The following is a 23,030-nucleotide window of genomic DNA, read 5'->3' as shown; positions in this document are numbered from 1 at the left end:
CCATACTTTGTTGGTCACTAGTGTATGTTAGTAAAAATATACCATATGGTTATCCAAATTTACAAGTATTAATTTTGAAGATGTAGCATATACTATTTATTTATCCTTCAAATACTCTCTCAAACATCATTTGAATCTATATACTCTACCCTGCTTTTATAATCCATAAGAAAATCATTAGATAATGTAACTGCATTTCTCAAGCGCTCAATGACTTCTTTAACACGTTTATTGTCTTTTTCGTCAGTATCATCACGATTCAGAAAACTTTCTAGTCGATTGGAAAGTTGATCAACTCTGCTATCTATAGCATGAATTACTTCTCTCAGCTCACCATGTGACAATTTGAGTTTAACGCTATCCATTGTATATACACTCATCATTTTTATTATAAACACGCTCGACAGTTGCGCTAGAGTCATGAATATACAAAGGCTTCATCTTTCCGTTAACATCCACCAGTAGTTTAATCTCTGCACCTGGTAACGCATTGTTAATTTTATCGGCTTGTTGTAATAACTCAACCATAGTTGTATCTTCAATAGATACAGTTAATTTAACCTCTAAGTGTGCCTCTAGCTTACCTTTTTTTGTCTCGATTGCTTTTACAATGTTCATTTTATTTCCTCCTTGGATTTACCTATATGGAGGAAATGAAGTATGTTATAATATGTAATAACAAGCCTCTATATAGGTTTGTGGTGTTGGGAATCCGTCAACTTTGGTAGAGTGACACGGGTTCCCTTTTACTTTTTCTTAAGCCGAAAAATGACTTCCTTCTCCACTTCAAACTCTTCTTCCAAATACGTGCGAATTAAAGCTTCTAAAACATCATTTTGCTTCAATCCTTGTTCGCTGCACTTCTGTTTAAATTTCTTTTGCAATTCTTCATCAATACTTGTTGTAACTGCTTTCCTAACCACTTTTTATTATCATCTCCTTTCTTAATTCTAATTATAAATAAAAAAATAAATAAAGTCAACAATATTTTTATAAATATATTTTTATTCCCTCATTGAATATCTTTGAAGATAATTGAAAATATTCAATGATAAAGAAAAGGACACTGTATAATTACAATGTCCTTACCATCATATGTTTATATGAACAAACTAACAGGTACTCCAAATGCTACTGTTTCACCAACTCCCACCAGCAGATTCATTAATAATGGCATCAGTTGTACAAGTATATAACCTATTGAAGCATTTTGTATCAATCCGATACCTTTATCTTTTTGATTTATCATAAACATTAAGGCCCCACCAGTTAACATAACTAAAGCTATTGGATAGGATAATGCTTGGATCATATCAACTAATGGCATAAACGCTTCAACTATCTTTTCTTTTGCTGCGCCTTTAACGTACTCACTGCCTGGAATTGATACAACAGGTATAGCCTCCATTCCACTTGCATAAGCATGATTAGTGAATAGTTTATTTGTAATACTGATTGCAGTTACACCTGTTACAAGCGTTGTGAGAGTCGCTTTAAAGCCGTGTGTAGCTGCCTTTTTATTAAACTTCTTCAGTTCTCTTTTTATTTCTTTATCTCTTTTCATTTCCATAAAATCAGAGATACTTCCCACCGTTTGAACTTTATTGAACACTTTTTACCACTCCCTCGATGTAATCATTTTCAATCATTGGTGTCTGTACAATATGCTTCCTATCAGTTAGATAAACTCCACGTCCTTTAATAAATGGTAAATGATGTGCATCTGTAATCCCTTCACCTAATACAACCTCACTAGCCTTATCGGTTTGTAATTTAAAGCATAGTTTTGCATCACAATTCTGTTTAATGTTATGGTTTAATACTTCGCTATAAGGTGTCTGAGTTGCGTATATCAACCTATATCCCAAGGCGCCACCTATACGTGCTATTCGTGATAGTATCACTTCACATTTATTTTTAATGTCTTTCAAGTCCTTATCTTTTTCTATTCCTGGTGCAAGTTCTGCCCCTTCATCTATGATAATAAAATGTCTGTTTGGAATCTTTGCCTCTTGAACATTTTCATAGTTATTTTGCTTCAAATATTCCATGACTTCATCCATTTGTGAACTAATAATTTGCAATACTTCCAATGAATCCTCTGGTTCACTTGTAATGTTTTGAATTTGTGGACATTGGCTATAACGATTAAATGTTAATCCACCCTTTAAATCAATTAATGTAAATGAAACATTTTTAGGCTGATTGATAAGCAATGTAGTAATCACGTTTTTCAAGAAAATAGACTTTCCATATCTAGTTGTACCAGCTACAACCATATGCATAATTTTTTCAAAGTCATGTTTGATAAACTTTGTTCGTGTAACTCCTATAGGTACATTCCAACCTTTACAGTTATTTGAGTAAGTAAAGTAGTCTGTTAAAGGTTGATTGAACACTTTTACTGTGAGCAATTTATCATAAGACATTACAACCTCTTTCTGTTGCCTTTTACTTTTCTTAATATCATTAATTTGTTTTTTGTAATCGCCTTTTATATCAAACTTCTTTAAATCTGATAATGAGATTTGATTATTACTACTATTTAAACTATCCTCAATTACTTCACGTTTCTTCTCAAAGTCCCTAAAACCTAATCCCTCTGGTATTCGATAGACATACTCAGTATAGGATTCTTTTTGATTGGATCTTATAAATTTTGGTGTATCTTCTTTTCCTTTGTATTTTACATACAATCCACACTTACGAAAAATACGGTCTAGCTTTTGTTTATCTGTTACACCACGTTTCATTGCTTCAGCACCAGCCCACACTGCACCACCTACCAATACTTCAACTAACATAATTACTTTCTCCCTAACATTGGATTAAATGGTTTAGTTGGTTGCTGCTGTGGTCTTATCGGTTTTGGTTTACTGTTTGGTATTACCCTTTGTTTCATCTGTGGTGTATCGATTTTAGTAGTATCATTTGGTATTTCCGATTGTCTTCTGATAATTTCATCGTCTAATAGTTTTTTGATAAATCTTGAGAATGACTTTTTTCCAATTAATTTAAGCCTTGCGATATCTTTTTCATTTGTTTTGTTAAAACTAATTGAACGAACCCATTTGTTTTTACTCATGTATCCTCACTTCCTTTCCTTGTGTTAATACATGATATTAGTGGTATTGCTTATCCTATAACTAAAAGTTCAATAAAAATTAATTTAAAATTATTAAAGGGTTGTCCTATGTTTTAACGAATAAATATTATAGGTGATGAGAATGATAAAATTAAAAAGTCGTATAGACCACTGGATTGATCAAAGAGGTTTGAAGAATAAATTCATATCTACAAAATTAAAAGTCTCACCGGAACAAGTTTCAAAATGGAGAAATGGGAAGGCTTTTCCGAGGGTCGATAAATTGTTTGAACTAGCAATACTGCTACAAGTAAAAGTTGATGATTTGTACGAGGTAATTGATATTAGTGGTACTGTCGAAAATGAGGAATAAAAATGGTAGTATTTGAGGGATTCTAAGCGAAAAGGCTAATACTATGCTTTACGCTAGTAATAGCCTATGTTTTAGGACAAGTTAAATATTCCCATTTTAAAAATTATCTAAAAGATTATCTAAACTATTGTTTATTTCTTCTGTGGTTTTTTCTATTTTAACTAATTCAATATCATTAACATCTTCAGTAATGGGTGATGTAGTTTTATCTTCATTTCTCATATTTATTCCAAGCCGTAATAGACTCCTAACTGCATCACTTTTATCTAGTCCATATTGCTCCATTTCCTTTTGGATACCTTTCTCAATATCGCTGTCAATGGCTCTCAAACGGAAGTTTATTCTCCCCATGTTCTCCGACCTATCTTCCGATATCCTCTTAAGATTGCCATTTGCGGATCTTCCAACACAGTCTTATTTCGTAAGGTAAGATAATCTGAAACTAAGTGCGCAGCTCCACCTGTAACTATAGATAAATGAAAATTCATGTTGAAGCTTTCTATCTCATTTTGAATCTGTGTTGCAAGTGTTTTAAATGCTTTAAGTATTAAAGGCGTAACATTATAATCTTGGTACTCTCCACTAAGTACCACCTTGTTTAAATCGTGCCGTGCTGGTGATCGACCAATCTTATCTTTAAGATATTGCTGAAGTAATCTATATGCAGTATCAACACCTAATTCTGGTGGACTACAACTAAGCCTATGAATCTCCATCCCATCTAAAATTAGTAAATCTAACGTATAATAACCCACATCAACCACTAGGATTGTTTTAGAAGCAATTTCCTTATTTTCTATTTCCCCGTCATCATTCAATAAATAATCGAATACACCGCCCATTGGTTGTAATATTATCTTTTGTTTCTTGATTTTAGGTAAAGCCATAAAGTCTGATTCATTCAGAATGTCTAAGTGAAATGGCTTTTGTTCATTAATGTTATTTAACATGTTTTCAAAGTCATCTTTCTGCGAAAAATAATAGTCAATTGGAAGTCCTGTGACTAGATGCAGTCCACTTTCTCTTGGTGCTAAATACCCCAAAACAGTTTTCAAAAGAATCTCTGAGATCCACGAATCAGCTTTATTTTCTTTGATTGAAGTAAATTTAACGTCACTATGACGTAATGCTAAATCTCCTACAAAATACTCGTTTTCGTAAATAATATCCCCTTTACGCATATTGTCAGGAAACAAAGGTTTCTTTTCTCCAATAACTGAAGGCTCTCTAAATACCTTTGACCCATACATTCCCTTTGTAAATCCAAACCCTAGATCAATCTCAACATTTAAACTCATTTTACGAATCTCCCTTTCTAAATGGATTAATCTTCTTGTATGACATTGTATGACATAACTAAAGATAAGTAAAGTATTTTATGAACTTTAAGTTAATTATTTGCTAAGTTTTAATTTAGTGAGTATGATTAGTACATCTAATTGGATGGTTGGAGGTTTGTAAAGTTGTTTAAAAATAAAATTGATTACTGGATTAAGGAAAAGGGATTAGTAGGGAAGTTTGTAATTAAAAAAATGAATATTTCAGAAGCGACTTTTATTAGTTGGAAAAAGAACAATACACAACCAAATTTAGAACAGGCGTATAGGCTATCTAAAATTTTTCAAATAAGTGTGGATGATCTATGTGAGGAAATAGATGAAGAACATTGAGTAAAACGCAAAAAAGGGAGTACAGGACAATTAAGCCTATACTCCCTTTTAGTTTGCTATTCTTTTGATTGTTTAATTAACTGATGACCAAAGACTGATGCACCAGCAATCAATATTCCCTGAATAAATGAATCTGGACTGAATCCGAGTATTAAATTTGAAAATAATACACTAACAAATAACAATATGACTGGTATATGCTTATCGTTTATGTATTCACCATTCTTAATGATCTTACCTAGTACCATTAAAGCAGGTATGAGATACAACAACTCTTGTACTATATAATCTAATAATTCCATTTTATCACTCCTTTACTATGTACGTTGAGTAACCTTTTGACTCAAGTTCCTTTGCTAATCTATCTGCATTAGATTTCTTTGAAAATGCACCAACTTGCACCTTATATAACGCACCACTTGAAGTAGGTTGTTTCGGTGTAGGTTTCTTTTTTAAGTTGAAAATCTTCACTAATCCATTTACATGTCCCTGTGCAATTTTATCTAATGTACTAGATTGTTTAAGCCTGTCTGAATCTCCTTTGTTATCTATAAAACCATTTTCCGTTAATATTGCACTCATATTGGATTCTCTAATCACATGAAAATTAGCATTTTTCTTACCACGATTGGAGAAGAATGGAGACTCTTTTCTAATCTCAGAGTGCATTGTGTCACGGTATATTGCAGTTTGTGAACTATTTGAAAGGCTATTATGAATAAAGTCCTCATATCCATTTGCAGAACCATTAAAAGCGTTAATATGAATACTTACAAAGTAATCTGCTCCCCAACTATTAGCATCATTTGTTCTGGCAGACAATGAAACTGTTTTATCATTAGTACGGCTCATACGTGTCTGTACACCTTCATAGTCCTTCAATTTAGCCTCGATACGTTTAGCAATGTCTAAAACAACATCCTTTTCTTGGATTCCGTTTCCTACTGCACCTGGATCACTGCCACCATGACCTGGATCTAAATAAATTTTTACCATTGTTTAATTCCTCCTTTTATTTTCTGAATAAATGTTCCTTCATTTCCTTAACATCTTTGTGAATATGATCAATCATTTTTAAACCTTCCGCTTGTTTATCAATCACACCGATATACCTTTTCTCTCTTTCGTTGTTAGTTTTAATTACCCATCTTACAAAACCTATCGTTATTGATAAAAGCACAATAAAAAGAACAGCGAATAATCCACTGTTCGTTTGAATGGCGTAATCTATTAATTTGTCCAAGTGTCCACCGCCTCTCAACTAGTACAAAAATAAATAAGCCCACCGAAGTGAGCTTATGGTTGAAGTTTTCTCTTATTAATTATTACCAAAATCACTAATCTATTAAATTTATAAAAATTCAAATAATATAATAATTATTCAATTTAGTATCTCTGTATTTCATCAAATGCTTAGTGCAGTTTTTCGTCCTACTGTGACATTAGATATTAAACTCCCTATCAGTTCCTCTGTTACCGAATCTTTTTAGGTATACCTTCCCTTCATCACGTTTGACTTGGATATAATCCCATGCCCCGTCATAATCATCATTAGGGTTTCGTGACCACGTTGTTGTCACAAAGACTATACCGTCTGTTCTTCTAATCCTGTCTGAGTGAATATGTCCACTTAATCCACCAACAATCATAACAGGTTCAGCGTTAGTGTAATCCACGCTTATATTTTGTCCCATTTCGCCTGTTGTTGCTGTTGACGTGTATGACGTTCTATTTTTTCTAGCTTTTAAAATCTCTAATGCAACTAAGCCGTTTTTAACTGGTCTACTTGCTGTTTCTACATCAAAAGGAGCATGTGAAACAATAATAACACCCCAACCTTCTTTACCTTCAAAATCTAAGGCTGTATCAGCTAACCACGACAACTGCTCTTGTTTAAATCCGTAAGCATTATCACTAATTGCTGTTCTATTGTATTTAACTCGACCTTGTTCGTCTAAAAACCAAGTATCATTGGTATTCAATACAATGACTCGCATCTTTTTTGTATCAAAGTCTTTATAGTAATAACTCTTTGAATAATCACCGTAAACAAAGGATTTGTCATAACCCATTAGGTTTGACCATTCAATCGGGGATACAACCTTATCTGGTGTAGGTGGCTCTCCACTCCAACCACCCCAATCATATTGATCCCAATAGTAGTCATCACCCGTGTCGTGATTTCCTTGCGCTATCATAACAGGTGCATTAATAACCCTTCGCATTTCTTTTATATTACGGGATAAATTACGCATGAAGTCTGTTTTCGGAACGTAATCATAGGTCAAATCACCGCCATGTATCGCTAAATCCATGTTTTTCAGATGACTAAATTCCGCAACTGAACGACAATGTAAATCCCCTTTACCTTGATAGGATGGCAAAGAATCATCTATCGCATGACTGTCTGTGATAAAAGCAAATTCGAAGTCATAATCCTTATCATCTAATGCTACTTTAGACATTAATTCGGATGTAAGCTCTTCTAATTCGGGATGGAAATACAAAGCATCTTCTACTTTATCTTTCGGCATCCCTTCCTCAATGATCCTTAAAGTTGTATCCAGTAAGAGCCTGCCATCAATAAGATTTTTCCTTTCAAACCAATTAGCGCCAACGGTTTGCAATAACTCCTCAAACTCTTCTTTGCTCGGTTCTTTACCTTCTCCGAATATTTCAGTTAAATCTAACACTAGAGGTTCTTTAAGCCAAAATGTTGTTGATCTACGACCGTATACTATTTGGTTTCGATCACCAGCAGGTACTATAATATCACTCAATTTTGTGTCGCTGGTTAAAGCCGTTTTAGTTGCGATATTAACACCCGTTCCAACTTTCCCAAAACCAAAAACGAAATTACCCACTGTTTCTGCTCTTACAACGGCACTAAAATAATAAACATGACCTTCTGTTGGAACAAATGATTGAGCAAGTCCAGCACCACTATTAGGTGGGGTAAATCTAATATATTCCCCTGAAATTTCTGCATTTACATGGTTAGAATAATAACCCCAACTTCTCAACCCTCTGGAAAAGTCACCATTTATGATAATGTTATTAGCGAATATTCCTATTTCGTTGTTCTTTACATCGTCTGACAATTGCTTTATATCTTTTGACGATTGACTTACAACTTCGCAATCAAACATATCTATATCTGTTAATGATAATTCTGTATCACTTTTATTCCTAAAGGATATTCCTATATGTGAATTTTTAAGGCTGTTCTCCACTTTTACAGGCGATGAGGTTAGCCAACTTGATGATGTTCGATTCTGGTCAATTTCACCGTTAAATAAATAATATTGTACTTCGTAATCATCATCATTGAAGATAATTTCAAAATCTTGGTCGAACATAGGAATTAAATCTTTTATTCTAAACCTTGCATCGTTTTGTGATTTATCTTGTTGCCAATCGCCAGTAGGAGTAGAAGAAAAACCGCTATATTGTTCCCAAAGATATTCGTCAATTAATTTTATCTTGTTTGTCATTAATATACTTCTTGAATCATTGCTTAACTTTGGAAATGTAACACTTTTCCGTGTCAACATTCGGCTTAAAATACTATCATCATTAGGTATAGAATTAACTGGTGCATTCCCTGTTATTTGTTGTAAAAGGTTTTCCGCTAAAAAAGTTTGGTCAATAAGACCTCTATTTTTGTTGATTTGAGATATACCAATGTCAGTGGTGTTTTTCTCCATTTTATTACTTTCTAACATATCTATCTCTGTCGTGGTATGTGCCAAATCCGAACTAGTTTCATTTATAGCTTCAACTAAATTATCCTTATTTTGTGTATAAAGATTCATTGTGTTACCAATTTTGTTCTCCACTTCATTCAATCTAGGAGAGAAATCTGGTTCACCTTCCACGTTTAAATTAAAGCTTTTTTTCCATCCCATTATTCAGCCCCTCCTTTTACATAAGCACGATATGGAGAAGTGGTGTCTATTACAATCTCATCAAAACTATTAAAACTAGCCTCGAAACTTTCACCTTGCTTAACAGAAAAAGAAACATCACCTATAGTGATGTTTACATTAGTATTTCCGTCATTTGTAATACCGAAAGTATTTAAATTTTGATTGAAGTTTCTTGTTTCATTTGATGAGCCTGACCACATCTCCACAATACTGTTTCCAGTACCAACATTAAGTCCACTTTCAATGATACTGATTAATGTAGTTAACTTTGTATCAATCTCTTCTAATTCACCTTTAACTTTTGAATCTTCTGTTAATAATGGATCATTAATTCTATCTATAATTTGTGACTGTTGCTGCTTAATTGAGTCTAATACTGTTTTTACTTGATTGTCTGTAACTTGTCTCGGATCAATTGGTTGACCAGTATTAGGATCTGTTACTTTTGTGTGTATTGCATTATCTGAACCTTCGCTAAACTCCATTTCATCTTGTCCAGATTTTTTATGTTGAGATGCAGGGCCATCTAATGTCCTTAATAAATTTGTGTTTAAATCAGCCACTTAACTACCTCCTTCTTCTAAACTATCAACTTATCTAAGATGACATAGGTACTTTTCACACGTACCAATAAAACCCTGTCACCAACTGTAGGTGTATAACTCCCTAAGTATGAATACCCTTTTTCACTAGGATTTTCTTCACCAGAGAAAATAATAGTAGGTTTATCATCTATATTTGCCACAGTGCCTATTTTAAAACGTGCTTGTTTTTGAGTTTCTTCTTTTACAATATCTTTAATTAAACCTTTAAAATCCATTGAATTTATCAACTTAAACTCACTACCCTTCTAACTTCATGAGTCATATTTCCTCCAGATTGAAGTGGAATACTCCAATTTGTTTCACTATACCTTTGGTTAATACCAAGTGTACTGTTGCGTATTCTCAATACATTAGAATAACTATGAAATGGCATGATTGCTGTTTCAAACTTCAATCTACCGTACACCTGACTTGATTCAGACGCTAAACGATCAACATAACTGTCAAGCGCTTCTTGGTCTGCTATATCGTCTTTTTCTTCAAATCTAACTACTCTACGTCCTAAATTTTCAATTGATCTTGGATGATTTGGATTTGTATTTTCAACAGTAGAAATGTACTCTTCTTCAGTATCTGGATTTGCAACAAATACTGTAAATACATTCGGTAAATCAAATAAATCCAATTCTTCTTCCATTCCATTTAAAGTTACTGACATATCGTCGTCTGCATACTCATAATCTACTGGTTGTTCTTGCGGTGAACGATATTGATACGACCTAAAAAAACCATACTCATCAACCCAAAATGGAGTATAGTTTAAGTCACTAGCTAAATCATTTAGTATTCGCAACTTTTCAGTGCCTGGTTCATATTCTTTATCATTTGAAATGGTTTTACCGTTATTTTCAATGTTATGTTTACTTACACCAGCACTATTTAGTAGGCTAACCATCGCATTATAATAAGTTGTACCAGCTTTTATTGTGTATCTATCGGTTATTTTATCTTCTTTAACAATAAGTAACTTGTCATAAGCCTCAACATCTCGATAAATACTGCCTCCTACTTCTACTCTAATAGGTGAAGAAAAGAGAAAGATACCTAATGAAAAAGCAATCCATCCACCTTCAATTTTTGTTTGAGTCAATCTTGTTGTACTATCTGTAGAAAAAACAGGTGTAATAAAGTAATTTTCTTCATCGTTAACTGTTTCTTGTACAAAAGAATCTGGCATTTTAAACTCAACAAAGACTTGTATTCTGTCACTATTCCAGTTAATCTCTTTTTCTTCACCGTTTACTGTGTAAGTTGTATCCTTCATTCTAAATCTTGCTGTCCTTTTTATGTCTGAGAAAGCTGACATATCAACATTTCCACTTTCAATGGTTTTTAACTCGGTTAACTCATTTTCATTTTGATTTAATAAGAAATATCTAAATCTTATTTTCCTTGAGCCATGTTTCATGTGCAGCATGTTTCTCACTTGATTATGAGTAAACCCATTTTGGGATAGATTTATCATCAATCTACCCCCTCTTTATAATCGACTTCGTACAATGATAAACTCACTGTGTATAAATCATTAATCCCCATATAGTCATTAATCGTCAAATTGTCGATAGTTGAAAAGTATTTTCTCCCTCGACTGTCTCTATACAATACTGTTTCTTGTCTCATAGCCATCTCTTTAAGTTTTATTAAATCTGACTGCTCAACTAAGTAATTTAGTGATACAGATTCTTCAATCAACTCTCCAAATTCAGTAACAGGCTTCTTTCTACCGTTAAACTGTTTTTTAGTTGCATTCAAGTTCAAACTTAAAGAACGACCGGGATCAAACTTTAACCTAAGTAATTGAGTTAAGTCATTAGCCATTGACAGTAAAACATCTTTCACTTTAACTAAAGTTGAGAACATGTCACTAGTTGAATTTGTACCATTATCACCACGTACCCGAACGTAATATTCATACTCGACATCACTTGCTGGTGTATGATCAATAAAACTAGCATTAGCATTTAATCCTTCTGCCAATTTTATTACTTCATTCCCTCTACGTCTAAATAAATCTTGAGTAGTAACTGCTGGTTCAGTTCCTTGCGGTGTAGGATTTTCTATGTATACAGTGATTGTAGATTTTTCATTATTACCCATTAATACTAAATTAGGCTTAACTGGTGAAGTATATGAAACAGTAATATTCCTCTCAGCCCAATCTGACCATAATTCTCCCTGTGAAATAACTCTTAGTCTAACTACATAAGATGTATTATTGGATAGCCAATCTGACAAAGTAATACGGTTATTAGAGGTTGTTACTGTTGTACTGTTTACTACATTACCAGACCGAACTAATTCAACTTGAATTTGCTCTTGATTTTCTACAGTCTCCCACTCAATAGTTAAATCTTGTGTAGGTATTTGAACTCCTGATTCAGGTTCAACTATGATAGGTGCATTTGTAGCCTCTGTAACAGTAAAAACTTCAGTAGATGACCATTGACTACTAGCATAATTATCATTTCCATCTGTCATTGTTGTTCTAACTTGCCACTCATACTCTCCCGAAGTTAAACTGTTTGCAGATAAATTGAACGTTTGAGTTTGCGTTACTGCTGATACTGTAGTCCATGTTGATGTTCCTGTTTTACGGTATCTTAATTCAAATTCACTTTGTGCAAAGATACCGTTATGATCCCATTCAAAAGTTATTACTTTTGTTCTGTCTCTCATTACACCGCCAATAGGACTATTAAGAGTCGGTCTTTGCGGTACCCAATTACCCTCTAATATTAAAGATGGTTCGTATGCTCTGTCCAACATTCCAAATGGAAGGAATGTAATGCCTGTTTCATTTCCAGTTAACGATTGGCGTAAATAAGTAACATCTGTTTCTATCCATCCAGTGTAATCCCAATTATGAATTTGAATAGGATTATATACACTGGATGGTAAACTAGTGTATTGTTCTGGAGGTTCTTCTAATCTGTGGACACCAATTTCTGTAGAACCTTCTTGTTCTAAACGCATCTTTAACTTAATTGTACTATTAGCGTCATCTCGTAGTGCATTCTGCAATAATTCATAATCAAATCCTAGTATTTGACCGAAATTACTACTTGAAGTACTCCACGAAAAGAAGTTAGTGCTTGAGGTGATGTTATTGGTAACAATAGTGGAACTCCAATTTGTAAGATTACCTGACTCCATACCTGCACGCCATAACGCTGGTAATTCTATTGTTGTAATTGCCATTCCATCACCCCTTTCTCACCGTTTGCTGTAATGTTTCCATCAATTCAACTACATCTCCTATTTTTTGCATTTTACTGACATCAAGAACTATAGAACCTTGTGCAAAATGATAATGGTTCCCTCCGTCTGATAAATCTCCTGCTCTATCTAATGGAGTAACCCTTGCACCTTTAGGTAAATCAAGAAACTCAGGGCCTTCCTCACCGACTAAAACACTACCTGCTCTAGTGATGTTACCACCTTTCGCAAGCATCGGAATGTTAGGTGTATCAATGGTTATAGATGGGATACTAAAAGATTGTCCAAATGGTAGACTTACTTCTTGACCACCTAAACGGATTTGGAAATCATTCCACTTTTTAATAATCCAGTTTATTGCTCCACGGAATGCATCCTTAACACCATCAAATAATCCACGTACTTTTCCAGTAAATTTCGACTTCAATCCACCAAAGTATGTAAGTAAATTTTCAAACCTTTTAACTACAAATTCTCTTGCTTTGTTTATCGGAATCATAATGTAGGTAAGTATCAAATCAAAGGCTGATTTAATGATATTCTGCATATTAGCTGTGTAATTACGTATTAAATTTTGAATTGCCTCCCACGTTCCAGACCAATCTCCACGGAATAATCTAGCGAAAACATTAAAGAGGTCACGTATTAAGTCAAATGCACCCTTGAATACATTAACTATAAATTGCCACGCTTTTTTACCCACATTAATCAAATCGTCACCGAAAATACCCCACCATTTGACTATCAATGTAATAAATCCACTGATGATATTTTTCAACAAAATGACGAATCCACTTATTAAATCAGCAACTACACCTACAAATTCCTGGAAACCAGCAATAATAGCCTGTATCATCTCTTCATTGTCTGAGTACCATTGCTTCACCCATTCAATGATAAATTTGATCCACTCAACAGCAGTTTCAAAGGCTACTTTCACACCTTCTACAAAGTCCATAAAACCATCTTTTATTCCATGAATGGTTTCTTGGCTATTGGTAAACCACTCTCTCAACCAACCAATAAGCCTACCTATCCACTCAATGACAAAATTGATTGCAATACCTATTCCGTCAAATACCATTTTAGAAATTTCTTCTATTTTTGGCATATGACCTTCTATCCAGTCAAAGAAGGTTTGTAGCATTGGTAATAGTTTGATACCCAATTCCATAAAGAAAAAGTTAACTCTATCTTTCATGTTATCCATTGAAATACGAAACTCATTTGCTTTGTTCAAATCATCTTCAGATATGATATTTGCAGAGTCCTTTGCATTTTGCATTGCTTCAGCACCCATATCTACAACAGGCGCAATATCACTCCAAGAACCACCGAATAAGTCAGTACCTACTTTAGCTCTTTCTGTTTCATCTTCTATTTCGGAAAGTGCCACAGTTAATGCGTCCATTCGCTCATCAGCGTTCATATTTTCAATGTCTTCTAGAGAATAACCAAGGCTTTCCATTGCAACTCTACCCTTATGGGTTTCACTTTGCATTCCAGTTAGACTCTTGGTTAACTTTTCTGAGGCACTAGCAACTGCATCTGTCGAAACACCAGCAACTTCTGTAACCTTTCGCCACTCTTGCAGTGAATCGGTACTCATACCAGTTATTGATTGTAAATCTAACAACTCATCAGCAGTGTTACCTACTCGACTTGCTAAACCAATCATTGCACCAACAGCAACACCTGCCCCTGCGGCTAAACCAGCTCCCCATTTAGCGGCAGTTTTAATACCACCTTTAAGACGTTCGCCCATTGACTTTGTGTTCTTTTCAGTTCGAGAAATACTTTTATTAGCCTCGTCATCATCAACTAAAATACTTCCGAACAACTTAAAAATTTCTATTGTAATCACCCCTTTTCTGGGCAAAATAAAAAGCCCTATAAAGGGCTACTTCATACCAACTTTAGATTTTAACTTGTTAAATGTTTCTTCTACTGTTTCTTTACTTTCAAATTTCTCTAACTCTTCTTTACCTTCAATTAAATTCAATTTCTTTTTATAGTCTTCAAAAGAATAATAATCCTTTTCGCTATTCATTTTTGAGAAATTTATTTTATAAAGTTCCCACAACTTACCTTCTTCTGCCTTGAAAACTGCTTTGTTTAATTGGTCAAATATCCATTCAATATCTAGTGACATCAAATAAGAAACGTCATTATACCTAGATAAAATAATGTCTAATAATTCCTCGGAATCATAATTTACTTTCGAAGCAATTTCAAGGCATCGGTAAAAACCTTTACCCACTGTTCATTATTTTTAATTTCAAAGATAATTTGCAATGTATTACTTGCGTGCATTTGTTTGTATTCTTTTTCTGACTTTCCAATTAAACTTGCTAAAAACTTATAGACATCTGCCTCAGCCTTATCAATATTTTCAAGAATAATGAAAGGCCACTCCATTCCTAACTCTGTTTGTATTTCTTCTGCTTCGTCTAGTAATTGACGTGCTTTAGCTGTTTCAGTATTTGTTTTTTCTTCTTTAGAGTTTAATTTATTCCCTTCACGGTACAACCTGTTCATTTCAGCTACTCTTTTACCTAATGATGATAACTCTTTTCTAATTTTCATCTTGCCAATAACACGAAAAACTGTCATAATATCGGTTGAATTTGGATCTCGTATCTCAATCTTAGTTTCTTCTTGTTCAACAACTTCTAATTCTTTTTGTTCACTCATTATTTTTCTCTTCCTCCCTATAATAAAAAATAGGGACTAATAAATAGTCCCTTACTGTTGATCTTCTTCATTTAAACTTAATCCTTCGTAATAAACGATGTATGTAGGTACTTCATTCATTTTTTCAGGGTCAAAGTGAGCTGTAAATGTTGTCTCTGCTACCACTTCGTCCTTATCGTTAAATGCAGCAGAAAACGCTCCATCTGGTAATACGTTCTCGATTACATACGCTACTACATCTCCACTCTTTGTTTGTGTTACATATGCAAGATTTTCAAAGTAGTCTTCATCATCAAAGTCTACTTTTGGACGGTATTTTGTATATGCTGGATTATGTATATCTTGATTCTTTGTCTCAGTTGTACCTGGCATATATCGTTGCATTTTCTCATGATCAAACTCTAAAGCATTTGCAGTAATTGTAATTTTCCATTCTTCACGTCTTTTTAGCCCTTTTGTGTCCTCACCGTTGTCACCATCAAATCTAATTGGTTTATTAGTTGGTTCAACATTATAAGAACCTCCGCCTCTCGTAGCACCAAAGGCTACTGATTCTTCATCGTTCCAATCATCAGGATTGAAATTGTAAATTAAGACACCTTCTCCCAACTGTGTTGATTGAGGTTTCGCTACTGCTTTTCTATTTCTCACTATATATTACCTCCTTCATTATTCTCCGTAAGTACGGACTTGGTAAACATATTGCCTTCTTCTTAACCTTTTATCTGGATCTGTAATTACCAATCTGTTTTCCCTATAAAAACTCATAGACAAATCACCAATTGCAACAGTTCTCCTGTGTAGTGCTTTGTCTATACTTCCAATTATCGTTTCCATTTCAGTTGTGTCTGCTTTGTTATCCCAAATATCCAATTCGAGTACAAAGTTTTCAAGGCTCCCATCGTCAACCGAATTAGGAAAGTTGTACACAACAAATGGATACTCAGCATCATCTGGTGCATTTTCATGATGAATTCTAGGGTGATAGGATTTCAAGAAGGCTTTAATATCTTTACGAATTTTAATCATTTTCATCGTTATCACCTTCATTGTCGGGATCAATTAACCCTATAGCTTTGTTCTCTGCTTCAATTGCGCTTAAATACTGTCCTTGAATACGTCTGATATCGTCCATATTCTCCATTACAGTACCTTTAATTAAGCCTCTTGCAGGTTGATTGCGTGTACCTAATTCTTGATCTGCACCATACCAAGTATCGTGTTTTGAACCAAAGATTAAGTCTGTTTCACGTCTTCTTACCCAATATTGAAAGGCTTTACCTAATCTCCTATTTCTTCTCATACCTGGCATTTTTCTTGCCTTTTGCAACAATCTTCTACGTAACAGTTTGGCAACATCCATTAATGCTGCACGAATCAGTTCATGAATCAGAAAGTTAGCTTTGTCCACATTTGACGTGAATTCCACTCCATCTTTTTTGATTTTAACTGTCCGTGGTATCCTAGCCATTGGTACTCAGTCCTTGGCAGACCAGTTCAATTATTTCGCCGTTTTTACTATGTGTTCTAGTTATTTGATATGTTTTATTCTCATGTTTTAGCTTTTGCTCTTCGTTGTAGTCTTCATATCTAACCTCAAACATTAGTTCAGGTTTTAAACCAGTAACCATAGCTTGATAGAATTCACTTTGACGAATAGACTTTTTATTAGCAAATACCTGCTTTTTAGTCTCTGTTTCCACAACGTCCCCAATTTCGTTTTCTCCATTAGTTATTAATATTAAATCAACCACATCTCGCCATAACATTAAACATCACCTTCCGTATATTCGATTGATAATGAAAGATGGTTTTTTAACATGTTAAAAGAGTTGTTTAATTTATCACTATCAGGATTATCCCAACCAAAGTTCGCTTTGACATAGACTGATACTGCTCTTTTAATTAATGGATCGGTTTCACTATCAGCCTTTTCAGAAGAAACGCCCGACAGTATTAATTCCTGTCGAGCCGTTTCTATTAAATCATTAATCTCTAAGTCAAAAGCACTGTTAGAAGAGCTAATTCTGAGGAGATTTTTAATGTCATTAACTAACATTTAATATCACTCCATCCCCTTAAATGCTTCAAGTGCACTTTCTTTACCTCTTACCCTTTCACCATTTGGAAGTTCGTACCATCCAGCACCTACATGTATAGGCTTAGAAGGTACTTCCTCTTTTTTGTTATGTATTACAATCTTCTTCTTTTCAAGAAACTTTTTTTCAATTAAAAAAGTGACACGCTCTAAATTCTCAGATTCATAGTTAAACGTGTCACCTTTTTTATAAAATTTCCCTGAAAGACTATCTGTGAAGGCACTGATTACATTAATTTTCAAATTAATCAACCCCTATTAAACTGTAGGAGCTTTTTTAACACGTAAGAATCCATTAAACTTAACAACATTACCACCAGCAAATACAGAACCACGGTGAGCAATCATACCCTCTTTAAATTTAACATCATCAGAACGCTTTAACTCTGTTGGAGAAAATACTGCCATTTCATATGCAGATAATGGGCCATACGCCATTAGGTAATCTCCATCGTCAGCAGTTGATAATGAACCAGCAGCACTATTAATTACATATTGAACACCGTTAATTCTACCAGTGTTACCATTGTTAACGATATCGTAGTACTTACGACCATTGTCATCTCGCACTGCTGCAAATTTACGTAGATCATGCTTAGAAAGGATTAAAACCGCTTCGTCTTCTACATCCTCATCTCCACCATAAGCATAAATAATATCATCTAGTGTATCTTTATCAATATCCCCAATTTCCAAATCTGTAGCAGGGTTAATTGCAGTTGCATTTGCAGAGAAAATTCCAGTAAATTCACCAGCTTGACCACTACCTACAAGAATTTCTTTAGTAATTTTCTTACGTAACGCCTTACCTACACTTCCTTCTACTCGACCTGCGTAATCTGCTCTTGGAAGTTTTAACACTTCTTCTGTGATCTCGTTATAAGCTGTGATTTTAGTTTTGTTAATTGAAGCATAACCAAACTCTACAGTTGTATCAAAATAAGGTTGACCTTCTTCTGTATAGTTACCTTCACCGTGTTCAATTTCAAATGGTGCTTCATACGATTCTCCACCATCTAATGGCACAACACTTACACGGTCTAAAAGTGTAGATACTTGGTTAAATGATTCTTTAATTGTTCCCTTATCATGTGTTGGTGTAACAATATCACCACTAGATACAGTAACTGCTCGTTTTTCTGCTAAATCTTTTCCACGTTTGTCAATTTCATTCACTTTAATTTCCTCCTTCGGTTGTTCAATTGTTCTTACTTCTGTTTTACCATCTTGAATTTCTTTAGCCATTGCTTCACGCTTTGAGCGTTGCTCAATTTCTTTTAACTCATCTTTCAAACTACGAACCTCTGTTTCCAACTCATCAATATTTACTTCTTGATCACCAGTTAATAATTCAGTGATTTCACCCATGCGTTTTTCAATTTCTGTTTTTCTATCCATTACTTAATACCTCCAATAATTTGATTTAATAAAATAATTTTTCGCTTCCTTTGCTCATTCAAGCTATCCAGCTTTTCTTTTTCGGCTCTATCCAGATCCAAAAGTGAACGTGCATAAATGGAAGTTGTATCATAAGCCGGAATATCCACGGCTGAAACATCATAAAGTTTTTTTACTTTTCTAACTGTCCTTAAATGATTGTCACTATCATAAGCAGATTCATTTACACTAAATTGAAAACTCATACGGTCTATATAACCACCTTGAATCTCTTCATAAAGTTTTCTACCTTCTTCAGTTCCATCTAATCTTGCTTTTATGTACAAACCTTTACTATCAGTATGTAACTGCAATGTTTTGTTTCTTGTTCGTGCCATCACCTTACCAGCATGATTATAATTAAAAATAACGTCTGACAAATCTGCTTCGTCAAACGCCCTATCATCAATCTGCTCTTTGTATTGGACACCATCATATTCAAATAAGACAGTAGGTTCATTAAAGGTAACTGCATAACCTTCCACATACAATTCCTTACTTTCTTCAAGGGAACGAATTTCAAAGTTTGCAAAGTGTCTAAAATCTCTACCTTTGTCAATTAGCCCCTGAATCTTCTCCATCGGATTGCTGTTCATTTTCTTTATTTACCTCCTTTACAAACTTATCTCCATCCTCAACTGTTGCAGTATCTAACCTTCGAATAGGCTTGTTACCACCTTCAACTGGAGGTAAGCCCATGATTTCATTCCACTTATTTGGTACTAATGCTCCTCTATCTACCATTTGAACCAACGAAAGTTTTGTTTTCATACTCGCATAAGCTAAATTAGAAGACTCGAATAAAATTTTGTTACCGTAACCTCTTTCACGCTTTGTGAAAAACACATTAGTAAATGCATTTGACAATTGAATGATTGGAGGCTCAAGTTCACTTTCGTAAAAAGCATTCCATTCATCTTCTGTAAACTTGTTTTGTACAATCTTTTCATTCACACCAAAATATGCGTACAAACGTTGTACACTTTTTTCCATTTGTTCAGCATTTGGAACATAGTTTTCATTATTTACTTGTTCAACTTCATAACGTGGATCACTTGCCGCAGCACCACCTTCATTAGTAATTTGAAGATAATTATCTACAAACTCTTTTACTTGAATTTTCTTGTCTTCAGGCTTAAGAACGTTTTTAAACTTTAATAACCAACGAATAACTGCACTATTTTTAATAGCATTAACTACACCTTGATCTGTTGTAGTAATTACTTCCATTACTGGCTTTAATACATGCACTCCACCAGAACCAAAAAAGTCATGATCATAGAAATCTTTTCGTAAATGAATAATGTCTTCATAGGGAACAACTATGTATTTACCTGTTCTAAAGCGAAACTTGGCAAACATTTCTCCACCTTTTTCAAGCAATTCTACACTTGAAGCTGGTAAAGGATAAATTTCCTCTGGATGACCAAGTGGATCTCTTTTCACATAAGCAAAAGCATTATGGTTCAACTCTCTTTGAAGAATCATTTTCATTAAAAAATCCTGCATACTCATATAAGGATTTGGATTTTGTAAAATCTCCCTAATATGAGGATCAGGATTAATAACCATATTTTCATCATGGCCTCGGATGTGCTTGGCATTTAGTTTGCCAATCGCATTTGCTTTAGGTCTAACACACGATCTGACAATATCATTATCAAACAAGTTGCCATCCCACGAATAAAATGTGGTACTGGAATCATTTATTAACTCAAAACGTTTAAAAGTAGATTCTGCTTGTTTTTTATTGCCAAAAATTTTACTGAACATATTTCGTTTTTCCAATATCACACCCCCTTTCATCAAATCATATTGAGGTAATCATTTTTATTGTCTTGAAGTACAACATAAGAATTTAACAGTGCTGCCGTTCCATCAATTCTCTTTCGTTGATTCTTAGATTTATCAGGTTGAATATTTAAATTTTTGTCCATATCAATAGAAGTGTTAGTTAAACACCATTTATCAATTGGATTGTTATTATAGATAATGTTTTTACTTTCTAACTCTGCCCCAAGTAACTTCATAGGACTAGACAACGTCTTTTTACCTTGTATTACAGGTTTCATTGCATCTTGTCCAAAATGTCCATACATTTCCTCCACCCAATAATTTGCACTCCACGCATCGTAACCAATCCAAGGTAAATAAATTCCGTGATTATCTCTGACTTCTAAAAACCATTCCGTCACAAATTTTGGATGTACTGTATTCCCCGGAGTAGTACGTAAAAGCCCCATATCATACCAAATGTCATATGGAATTTTATCTTCGCTTGCTCTTTTTTCTAATAAATCTTCTGGAAGCCAATACATAGACATGGTATAAATTTTAGGATTGTCTGGAACCATGAAAATTACTTTTGCAGCAGTCAAATCTACAGACTGAGACAAATCACAGCCACCGATTCCATAACTAGGTTGAAGTTTCTTTAAGTCAAACGTTTCAGTATTATTTATCTGTTCAAACGTTAACCATGCTTCAGTTGAAGTTTCACGAACGTTAAAATCCTTTGTCAGTAAGTTCTTTACCAACAAAGGATTTGCTTTAGCTTTATTTACTTTAGTTTCTAATTGGTCAATCTTTTTAATAGTACCTAAACCTGGTGAAGCCTTTTGCCACATTTTAGGATTAGTCCACTCGTCCCTTTTATCAATTTCATAAATGATAGGCAAGAATCTGTCATCTTTATATCCATTGTCATCATCAATACCATTTAATAACATTTCAGCTTCTTCATACTTCATATCATAAACGGACTCTCTGACAGTACCAGCAGTAGTGATCATGAATATCATCGGTTGTTCCCTTGAACTAGTGCCGTCAACAATTACGTCATAGAGGTTTTTATCCTTCCATGCATGTATTTCATCCATTATCGCTCCATGAACATTAAGACCGTCCAGTGTTTCACTATCACTCCCTAATGGCTTAAATGAGCTATCATTCCAATCACTAACCATCTCTGCAACTAATGGTTTAATACGTTTTAATAAGACTGGTGATTTCTTTACCATTCGCTTACTTTCTAGCCACACTATCTTTGCTGCATCCTTTTTTGTACTAACAGCATAAATTTCTGCACCAGCTTCACCATCAGCAACTTGCAAGTATAAACCAATACCAGAGGCAATTGTACTTTTTCCATTTTTTCTACTTACTACAAGTAAAACTTCACGATACTTTCTTGTTCCATCAATCTTATGTACAAATCCAAATGAAGCTGCTAAGAAAGCTTTTTGCCACAATTCAAGATCAATAGGTTTACCTCCCCATTTCCCTTTACTATGTTTGCAAAAGTTCTCTATAAATTCGATTACATGATTAGCTTTTTTGGAATCATATACATATACAGAATCACTGTCGTGTATATCGTCTACTAACTTCTTATAAATTTTCTTAATCTTATAACCAACTACTACCTGACCTGTTTCAATTTGATTGTAATATTCAATGATTGGGTTATACGTTAAAGGATACTGTTTCCTCATTTGTCATTCACAAATGTTTCAAACCCATCACTTTCCTTTTTAGGTGGTGCTTTTGGTAGTAAGTTAAACAGTTCCTTACACACAGTTGTGTATCTTTGTATCATAGTGTTATAGGTTTTTACTGCCGGACTCTCACGCAAAATTGAATAGTCACCTTGAGCCATTTCATCAACAGCACCATTATTGTTAATGTCATCTTTTAACTCTTGAAGTGTGACACGCATGAAAGCCGCTTCATGAATTAATCCTTCAGCAGTTGACAATTTATCTTTTTCCAATTGTTTTAAAATCCGTTTAAGTCTACTTATCTCTTTTTTTATCTCTTTTTCTTTCGGTGTAAGTTCCTTATTCCTCACAAATATCACCACCTTCTTTCATAGTTTTTTAGGGAGGGGGTTATGTAAATTTCCCCTGTGCGTTTTTCGAAAG

Annotated in this window: 32 protein-coding genes; 2 read left to right on the top strand and 30 right to left on the bottom strand. The window is 34.1% G+C overall.

Annotation, left to right across the window (positions count from 1 at the left end):
• Positions 1 to 119 precede the first annotated feature (119 nt).
• The 6 genes from BW724_RS09205 to BW724_RS09185 all read right to left on the bottom strand — a co-directional run bounded on the left by BW724_RS09205 (position 120) and on the right by BW724_RS09185 (position 3,085).
• Complete coding sequence (locus BW724_RS09205; RefSeq protein WP_088074949.1) at positions 120 to 365, bottom strand: hypothetical protein; 246 nt, start codon at positions 363 to 365, stop codon at positions 120 to 122.
• Positions 358 to 618 carry a hypothetical protein gene (locus BW724_RS09200; protein WP_088074948.1) on the bottom strand — a complete coding sequence of 87 codons (261 nt, stop codon included), beginning with the start codon at positions 616 to 618 and terminating at the stop codon, positions 358 to 360. Before BW724_RS09200 ends, BW724_RS09205 begins: the two co-directional genes overlap by 8 nt.
• Before the next feature lie 128 nt (positions 619 to 746).
• On the bottom strand, positions 747 to 923 hold the full coding sequence (locus BW724_RS23230) for a plasmid partition protein ParG (RefSeq protein ID WP_140354946.1): 177 nt from the start codon (positions 921 to 923) through the stop codon (positions 747 to 749).
• 176 nt (positions 924 to 1,099) lie between these two features.
• Complete coding sequence (locus BW724_RS09195) at positions 1,100 to 1,612, bottom strand: hypothetical protein (RefSeq protein ID WP_088074947.1); 513 nt, start codon at positions 1,610 to 1,612, stop codon at positions 1,100 to 1,102.
• The gene (locus tag BW724_RS09190; RefSeq protein WP_088074946.1) at positions 1,602 to 2,804 is read right to left on the bottom strand and encodes an FtsK/SpoIIIE domain-containing protein; all 1,203 of its coding nucleotides are present in this window, start codon (positions 2,802 to 2,804) and stop codon (positions 1,602 to 1,604) included. The genes BW724_RS09195 and BW724_RS09190 overlap by 11 nt, the downstream gene beginning before the upstream one ends.
• 2 nt (positions 2,805 to 2,806) lie before the next feature.
• The gene (locus tag BW724_RS09185; RefSeq protein ID WP_088074945.1) at positions 2,807 to 3,085 is read right to left on the bottom strand and encodes a hypothetical protein; all 279 of its coding nucleotides are present in this window, start codon (positions 3,083 to 3,085) and stop codon (positions 2,807 to 2,809) included.
• A gap of 142 nt (positions 3,086 to 3,227) precedes the next feature.
• Here BW724_RS09185 and BW724_RS09180 point away from each other — a divergent pair, with 142 nt between their 5' ends.
• Positions 3,228 to 3,458 carry a helix-turn-helix domain-containing protein gene (locus BW724_RS09180; RefSeq protein WP_088074944.1) on the top strand — a complete coding sequence of 77 codons (231 nt, stop codon included), beginning with the start codon at positions 3,228 to 3,230 and terminating at the stop codon, positions 3,456 to 3,458.
• Positions 3,459 to 3,554: 96 nt separating this feature from the next.
• Here BW724_RS09180 and BW724_RS09175 read toward each other — a convergent pair whose 3' ends face one another.
• Together BW724_RS09175 and BW724_RS09170 are read right to left on the bottom strand one after the other, a co-directional pair.
• Positions 3,555 to 3,809, bottom strand: coding sequence for a hypothetical protein (locus tag BW724_RS09175; protein WP_088074943.1), 255 nt, complete (start codon positions 3,807 to 3,809; stop codon positions 3,555 to 3,557).
• Positions 3,797 to 4,756: a ParM/StbA family protein gene (locus tag BW724_RS09170; protein WP_088074942.1), complete on the bottom strand. Its 960-nt coding sequence runs from the start codon at positions 4,754 to 4,756 to the stop codon at positions 3,797 to 3,799. The genes BW724_RS09175 and BW724_RS09170 overlap by 13 nt, the downstream gene beginning before the upstream one ends.
• A gap of 165 nt (positions 4,757 to 4,921) precedes the next feature.
• Here BW724_RS09170 and BW724_RS09165 point away from each other — a divergent pair, with 165 nt between their 5' ends.
• Positions 4,922 to 5,128, top strand: a complete 207-nt coding sequence (locus BW724_RS09165; protein WP_088074941.1) for a helix-turn-helix domain-containing protein — start codon at positions 4,922 to 4,924, stop codon at positions 5,126 to 5,128.
• 56 nt (positions 5,129 to 5,184) lie between these two features.
• On the opposite strand, the gene BW724_RS09160 is transcribed toward BW724_RS09165, so the two are convergent.
• The 22 genes from BW724_RS09160 to BW724_RS09055 all read right to left on the bottom strand — a co-directional run bounded on the left by BW724_RS09160 (position 5,185) and on the right by BW724_RS09055 (position 22,957).
• Positions 5,185 to 5,430, bottom strand: coding sequence for a phage holin family protein (locus BW724_RS09160; protein WP_088074940.1), 246 nt, complete (start codon positions 5,428 to 5,430; stop codon positions 5,185 to 5,187).
• A 4-nt stretch (positions 5,431 to 5,434) separates the two neighbouring features.
• Positions 5,435 to 6,124, bottom strand: a complete 690-nt coding sequence (locus BW724_RS09155; RefSeq protein WP_088074939.1) for an N-acetylmuramoyl-L-alanine amidase — start codon at positions 6,122 to 6,124, stop codon at positions 5,435 to 5,437.
• A 16-nt stretch (positions 6,125 to 6,140) separates the two neighbouring features.
• On the bottom strand, positions 6,141 to 6,371 hold the full coding sequence (locus tag BW724_RS09150; protein WP_176371356.1) for a BhlA/UviB family holin-like peptide: 231 nt from the start codon (positions 6,369 to 6,371) through the stop codon (positions 6,141 to 6,143).
• Positions 6,372 to 6,570: 199 nt separating this feature from the next.
• Positions 6,571 to 9,036: a metallophosphoesterase family protein gene (locus BW724_RS09145; RefSeq protein ID WP_088074937.1), complete on the bottom strand. Its 2,466-nt coding sequence runs from the start codon at positions 9,034 to 9,036 to the stop codon at positions 6,571 to 6,573.
• Positions 9,036 to 9,620 (bottom strand): hypothetical protein, encoded by a 585-nt coding sequence (locus BW724_RS09140; RefSeq protein WP_088074936.1) that lies wholly within the window; start codon positions 9,618 to 9,620, stop codon positions 9,036 to 9,038. Before BW724_RS09140 ends, BW724_RS09145 begins: the two co-directional genes overlap by 1 nt.
• A gap of 17 nt (positions 9,621 to 9,637) precedes the next feature.
• The gene (locus BW724_RS09135; RefSeq protein ID WP_140354944.1) at positions 9,638 to 9,877 is read right to left on the bottom strand and encodes a hypothetical protein; all 240 of its coding nucleotides are present in this window, start codon (positions 9,875 to 9,877) and stop codon (positions 9,638 to 9,640) included.
• Positions 9,878 to 9,885: 8 nt separating this feature from the next.
• Positions 9,886 to 11,127: a hypothetical protein gene (locus tag BW724_RS09130; RefSeq protein ID WP_088074934.1), complete on the bottom strand. Its 1,242-nt coding sequence runs from the start codon at positions 11,125 to 11,127 to the stop codon at positions 9,886 to 9,888.
• Positions 11,127 to 12,860 carry a fibronectin type III domain-containing protein gene (locus BW724_RS09125; protein WP_088074933.1) on the bottom strand — a complete coding sequence of 578 codons (1,734 nt, stop codon included), beginning with the start codon at positions 12,858 to 12,860 and terminating at the stop codon, positions 11,127 to 11,129. Before BW724_RS09125 ends, BW724_RS09130 begins: the two co-directional genes overlap by 1 nt.
• A gap of 4 nt (positions 12,861 to 12,864) precedes the next feature.
• A complete protein-coding gene (locus BW724_RS09120) occupies positions 12,865 to 14,757 on the bottom strand; it encodes a hypothetical protein (protein WP_088074932.1) in 1,893 nt (630 codons plus the stop codon).
• Between the two features lie 21 nt (positions 14,758 to 14,778).
• Positions 14,779 to 15,033 (bottom strand): hypothetical protein, encoded by a 255-nt coding sequence (locus tag BW724_RS09115; protein ID WP_205160363.1) that lies wholly within the window; start codon positions 15,031 to 15,033, stop codon positions 14,779 to 14,781.
• Between the two features lie 59 nt (positions 15,034 to 15,092).
• On the bottom strand, positions 15,093 to 15,572 hold the full coding sequence (locus tag BW724_RS09110; protein ID WP_088074930.1) for a hypothetical protein: 480 nt from the start codon (positions 15,570 to 15,572) through the stop codon (positions 15,093 to 15,095).
• Positions 15,573 to 15,623: 51 nt separating this feature from the next.
• On the bottom strand, positions 15,624 to 16,223 hold the full coding sequence (locus BW724_RS09105; protein WP_088074929.1) for a hypothetical protein: 600 nt from the start codon (positions 16,221 to 16,223) through the stop codon (positions 15,624 to 15,626).
• Between the two features lie 18 nt (positions 16,224 to 16,241).
• Positions 16,242 to 16,607 carry a DUF3168 domain-containing protein gene (locus tag BW724_RS09100; RefSeq protein ID WP_176371355.1) on the bottom strand — a complete coding sequence of 122 codons (366 nt, stop codon included), beginning with the start codon at positions 16,605 to 16,607 and terminating at the stop codon, positions 16,242 to 16,244.
• A complete protein-coding gene (locus BW724_RS09095; RefSeq protein WP_088074927.1) occupies positions 16,594 to 17,043 on the bottom strand; it encodes an HK97-gp10 family putative phage morphogenesis protein in 450 nt (149 codons plus the stop codon). The genes BW724_RS09100 and BW724_RS09095 overlap by 14 nt, the downstream gene beginning before the upstream one ends.
• Complete coding sequence (locus BW724_RS09090) at positions 17,036 to 17,341, bottom strand: phage head closure protein (protein WP_088074926.1); 306 nt, start codon at positions 17,339 to 17,341, stop codon at positions 17,036 to 17,038. The genes BW724_RS09095 and BW724_RS09090 overlap by 8 nt, the downstream gene beginning before the upstream one ends.
• Positions 17,341 to 17,631 carry a head-tail connector protein gene (locus BW724_RS09085; RefSeq protein WP_088074925.1) on the bottom strand — a complete coding sequence of 97 codons (291 nt, stop codon included), beginning with the start codon at positions 17,629 to 17,631 and terminating at the stop codon, positions 17,341 to 17,343. The genes BW724_RS09090 and BW724_RS09085 overlap by 1 nt, the downstream gene beginning before the upstream one ends.
• 6 nt (positions 17,632 to 17,637) lie before the next feature.
• Complete coding sequence (locus BW724_RS09080) at positions 17,638 to 17,913, bottom strand: hypothetical protein (protein WP_088074924.1); 276 nt, start codon at positions 17,911 to 17,913, stop codon at positions 17,638 to 17,640.
• 15 nt (positions 17,914 to 17,928) lie between these two features.
• Positions 17,929 to 19,068, bottom strand: coding sequence for a phage major capsid protein (locus BW724_RS09075; RefSeq protein ID WP_088074923.1), 1,140 nt, complete (start codon positions 19,066 to 19,068; stop codon positions 17,929 to 17,931).
• Positions 19,068 to 19,703: an HK97 family phage prohead protease gene (locus BW724_RS09070; protein WP_088074922.1), complete on the bottom strand. Its 636-nt coding sequence runs from the start codon at positions 19,701 to 19,703 to the stop codon at positions 19,068 to 19,070. Before BW724_RS09070 ends, BW724_RS09075 begins: the two co-directional genes overlap by 1 nt.
• Positions 19,663 to 20,880, bottom strand: a complete 1,218-nt coding sequence (locus tag BW724_RS09065; RefSeq protein ID WP_088077791.1) for a phage portal protein — start codon at positions 20,878 to 20,880, stop codon at positions 19,663 to 19,665. The genes BW724_RS09070 and BW724_RS09065 overlap by 41 nt, the downstream gene beginning before the upstream one ends.
• 32 nt (positions 20,881 to 20,912) lie before the next feature.
• Positions 20,913 to 22,601 (bottom strand): terminase large subunit, encoded by a 1,689-nt coding sequence (locus tag BW724_RS09060; protein WP_088074921.1) that lies wholly within the window; start codon positions 22,599 to 22,601, stop codon positions 20,913 to 20,915.
• On the bottom strand, positions 22,598 to 22,957 hold the full coding sequence (locus BW724_RS09055; protein ID WP_088074920.1) for a hypothetical protein: 360 nt from the start codon (positions 22,955 to 22,957) through the stop codon (positions 22,598 to 22,600). The genes BW724_RS09060 and BW724_RS09055 overlap by 4 nt, the downstream gene beginning before the upstream one ends.
• Between the last annotated feature and the right edge of the window lie 73 nt (positions 22,958 to 23,030).

It is taken from the genome of Litchfieldia alkalitelluris, assembly GCF_002153425.1.
GTDB classification, from domain to species: Bacteria; Bacillota; Bacilli; order Bacillales; family Salisediminibacteriaceae; genus Evansella; species Evansella alkalicola.
This window is presented reverse-complemented; position numbering and strand designations above follow the sequence as displayed.

Bases quoted from the DNA above. Each gene is read 5' to 3' on its own strand.
- BW724_RS09075 (WP_088074923.1), bottom strand. From the start codon at position 19,068: ATGGATAGAAAAACAGAAATTGAAAAACGCATGGGTGAAATCACTGAA.
- BW724_RS09155 (WP_088074939.1), bottom strand. From the start codon at position 6,124: ATGGTAAAAATTTATTTAGATCCAGGTCATGGTGGCAGTGATCCAGGT.
- BW724_RS09090 (WP_088074926.1), bottom strand. From the start codon at position 17,341: ATGTTATGGCGAGATGTGGTTGATTTAATATTAATAACTAATGGAGAA.
- BW724_RS09095 (WP_088074927.1), bottom strand. From the start codon at position 17,043: ATGGCTAGGATACCACGGACAGTTAAAATCAAAAAAGATGGAGTGGAA.
- BW724_RS09190 (WP_088074946.1), bottom strand. From the start codon at position 2,804: ATGTTAGTTGAAGTATTGGTAGGTGGTGCAGTGTGGGCTGGTGCTGAA.
- BW724_RS09205 (WP_088074949.1), bottom strand. From the start codon at position 365: ATGGATAGCGTTAAACTCAAATTGTCACATGGTGAGCTGAGAGAAGTA.
- BW724_RS09070 (WP_088074922.1), bottom strand. From the start codon at position 19,703: ATGAACAGCAATCCGATGGAGAAGATTCAGGGGCTAATTGACAAAGGT.
- BW724_RS09175 (WP_088074943.1), bottom strand. From the start codon at position 3,809: ATGGGGAGAATAAACTTCCGTTTGAGAGCCATTGACAGCGATATTGAG.
- BW724_RS09180 (WP_088074944.1), top strand. From the start codon at position 3,228: ATGATAAAATTAAAAAGTCGTATAGACCACTGGATTGATCAAAGAGGT.
- BW724_RS09110 (WP_088074930.1), bottom strand. From the start codon at position 15,572: ATGAGTGAACAAAAAGAATTAGAAGTTGTTGAACAAGAAGAAACTAAG.
- BW724_RS09145 (WP_088074937.1), bottom strand. From the start codon at position 9,036: ATGGGATGGAAAAAAAGCTTTAATTTAAACGTGGAAGGTGAACCAGAT.
- BW724_RS09160 (WP_088074940.1), bottom strand. From the start codon at position 5,430: ATGGAATTATTAGATTATATAGTACAAGAGTTGTTGTATCTCATACCT.
- BW724_RS09100 (WP_176371355.1), bottom strand. From the start codon at position 16,607: ATGAAAATGATTAAAATTCGTAAAGATATTAAAGCCTTCTTGAAATCC.
- BW724_RS09200 (WP_088074948.1), bottom strand. From the start codon at position 618: ATGAACATTGTAAAAGCAATCGAGACAAAAAAAGGTAAGCTAGAGGCA.
- BW724_RS09185 (WP_088074945.1), bottom strand. From the start codon at position 3,085: ATGAGTAAAAACAAATGGGTTCGTTCAATTAGTTTTAACAAAACAAAT.
- BW724_RS09135 (WP_140354944.1), bottom strand. From the start codon at position 9,877: ATGGATTTTAAAGGTTTAATTAAAGATATTGTAAAAGAAGAAACTCAA.
- BW724_RS09085 (WP_088074925.1), bottom strand. From the start codon at position 17,631: ATGTTAGTTAATGACATTAAAAATCTCCTCAGAATTAGCTCTTCTAAC.
- BW724_RS09065 (WP_088077791.1), bottom strand. From the start codon at position 20,880: ATGTTCAGTAAAATTTTTGGCAATAAAAAACAAGCAGAATCTACTTTT.
- BW724_RS09125 (WP_088074933.1), bottom strand. From the start codon at position 12,860: ATGGCAATTACAACAATAGAATTACCAGCGTTATGGCGTGCAGGTATG.
- BW724_RS09060 (WP_088074921.1), bottom strand. From the start codon at position 22,601: ATGAGGAAACAGTATCCTTTAACGTATAACCCAATCATTGAATATTAC.
- BW724_RS09130 (WP_088074934.1), bottom strand. From the start codon at position 11,127: ATGATAAATCTATCCCAAAATGGGTTTACTCATAATCAAGTGAGAAAC.
- BW724_RS09170 (WP_088074942.1), bottom strand. From the start codon at position 4,756: ATGAGTTTAAATGTTGAGATTGATCTAGGGTTTGGATTTACAAAGGGA.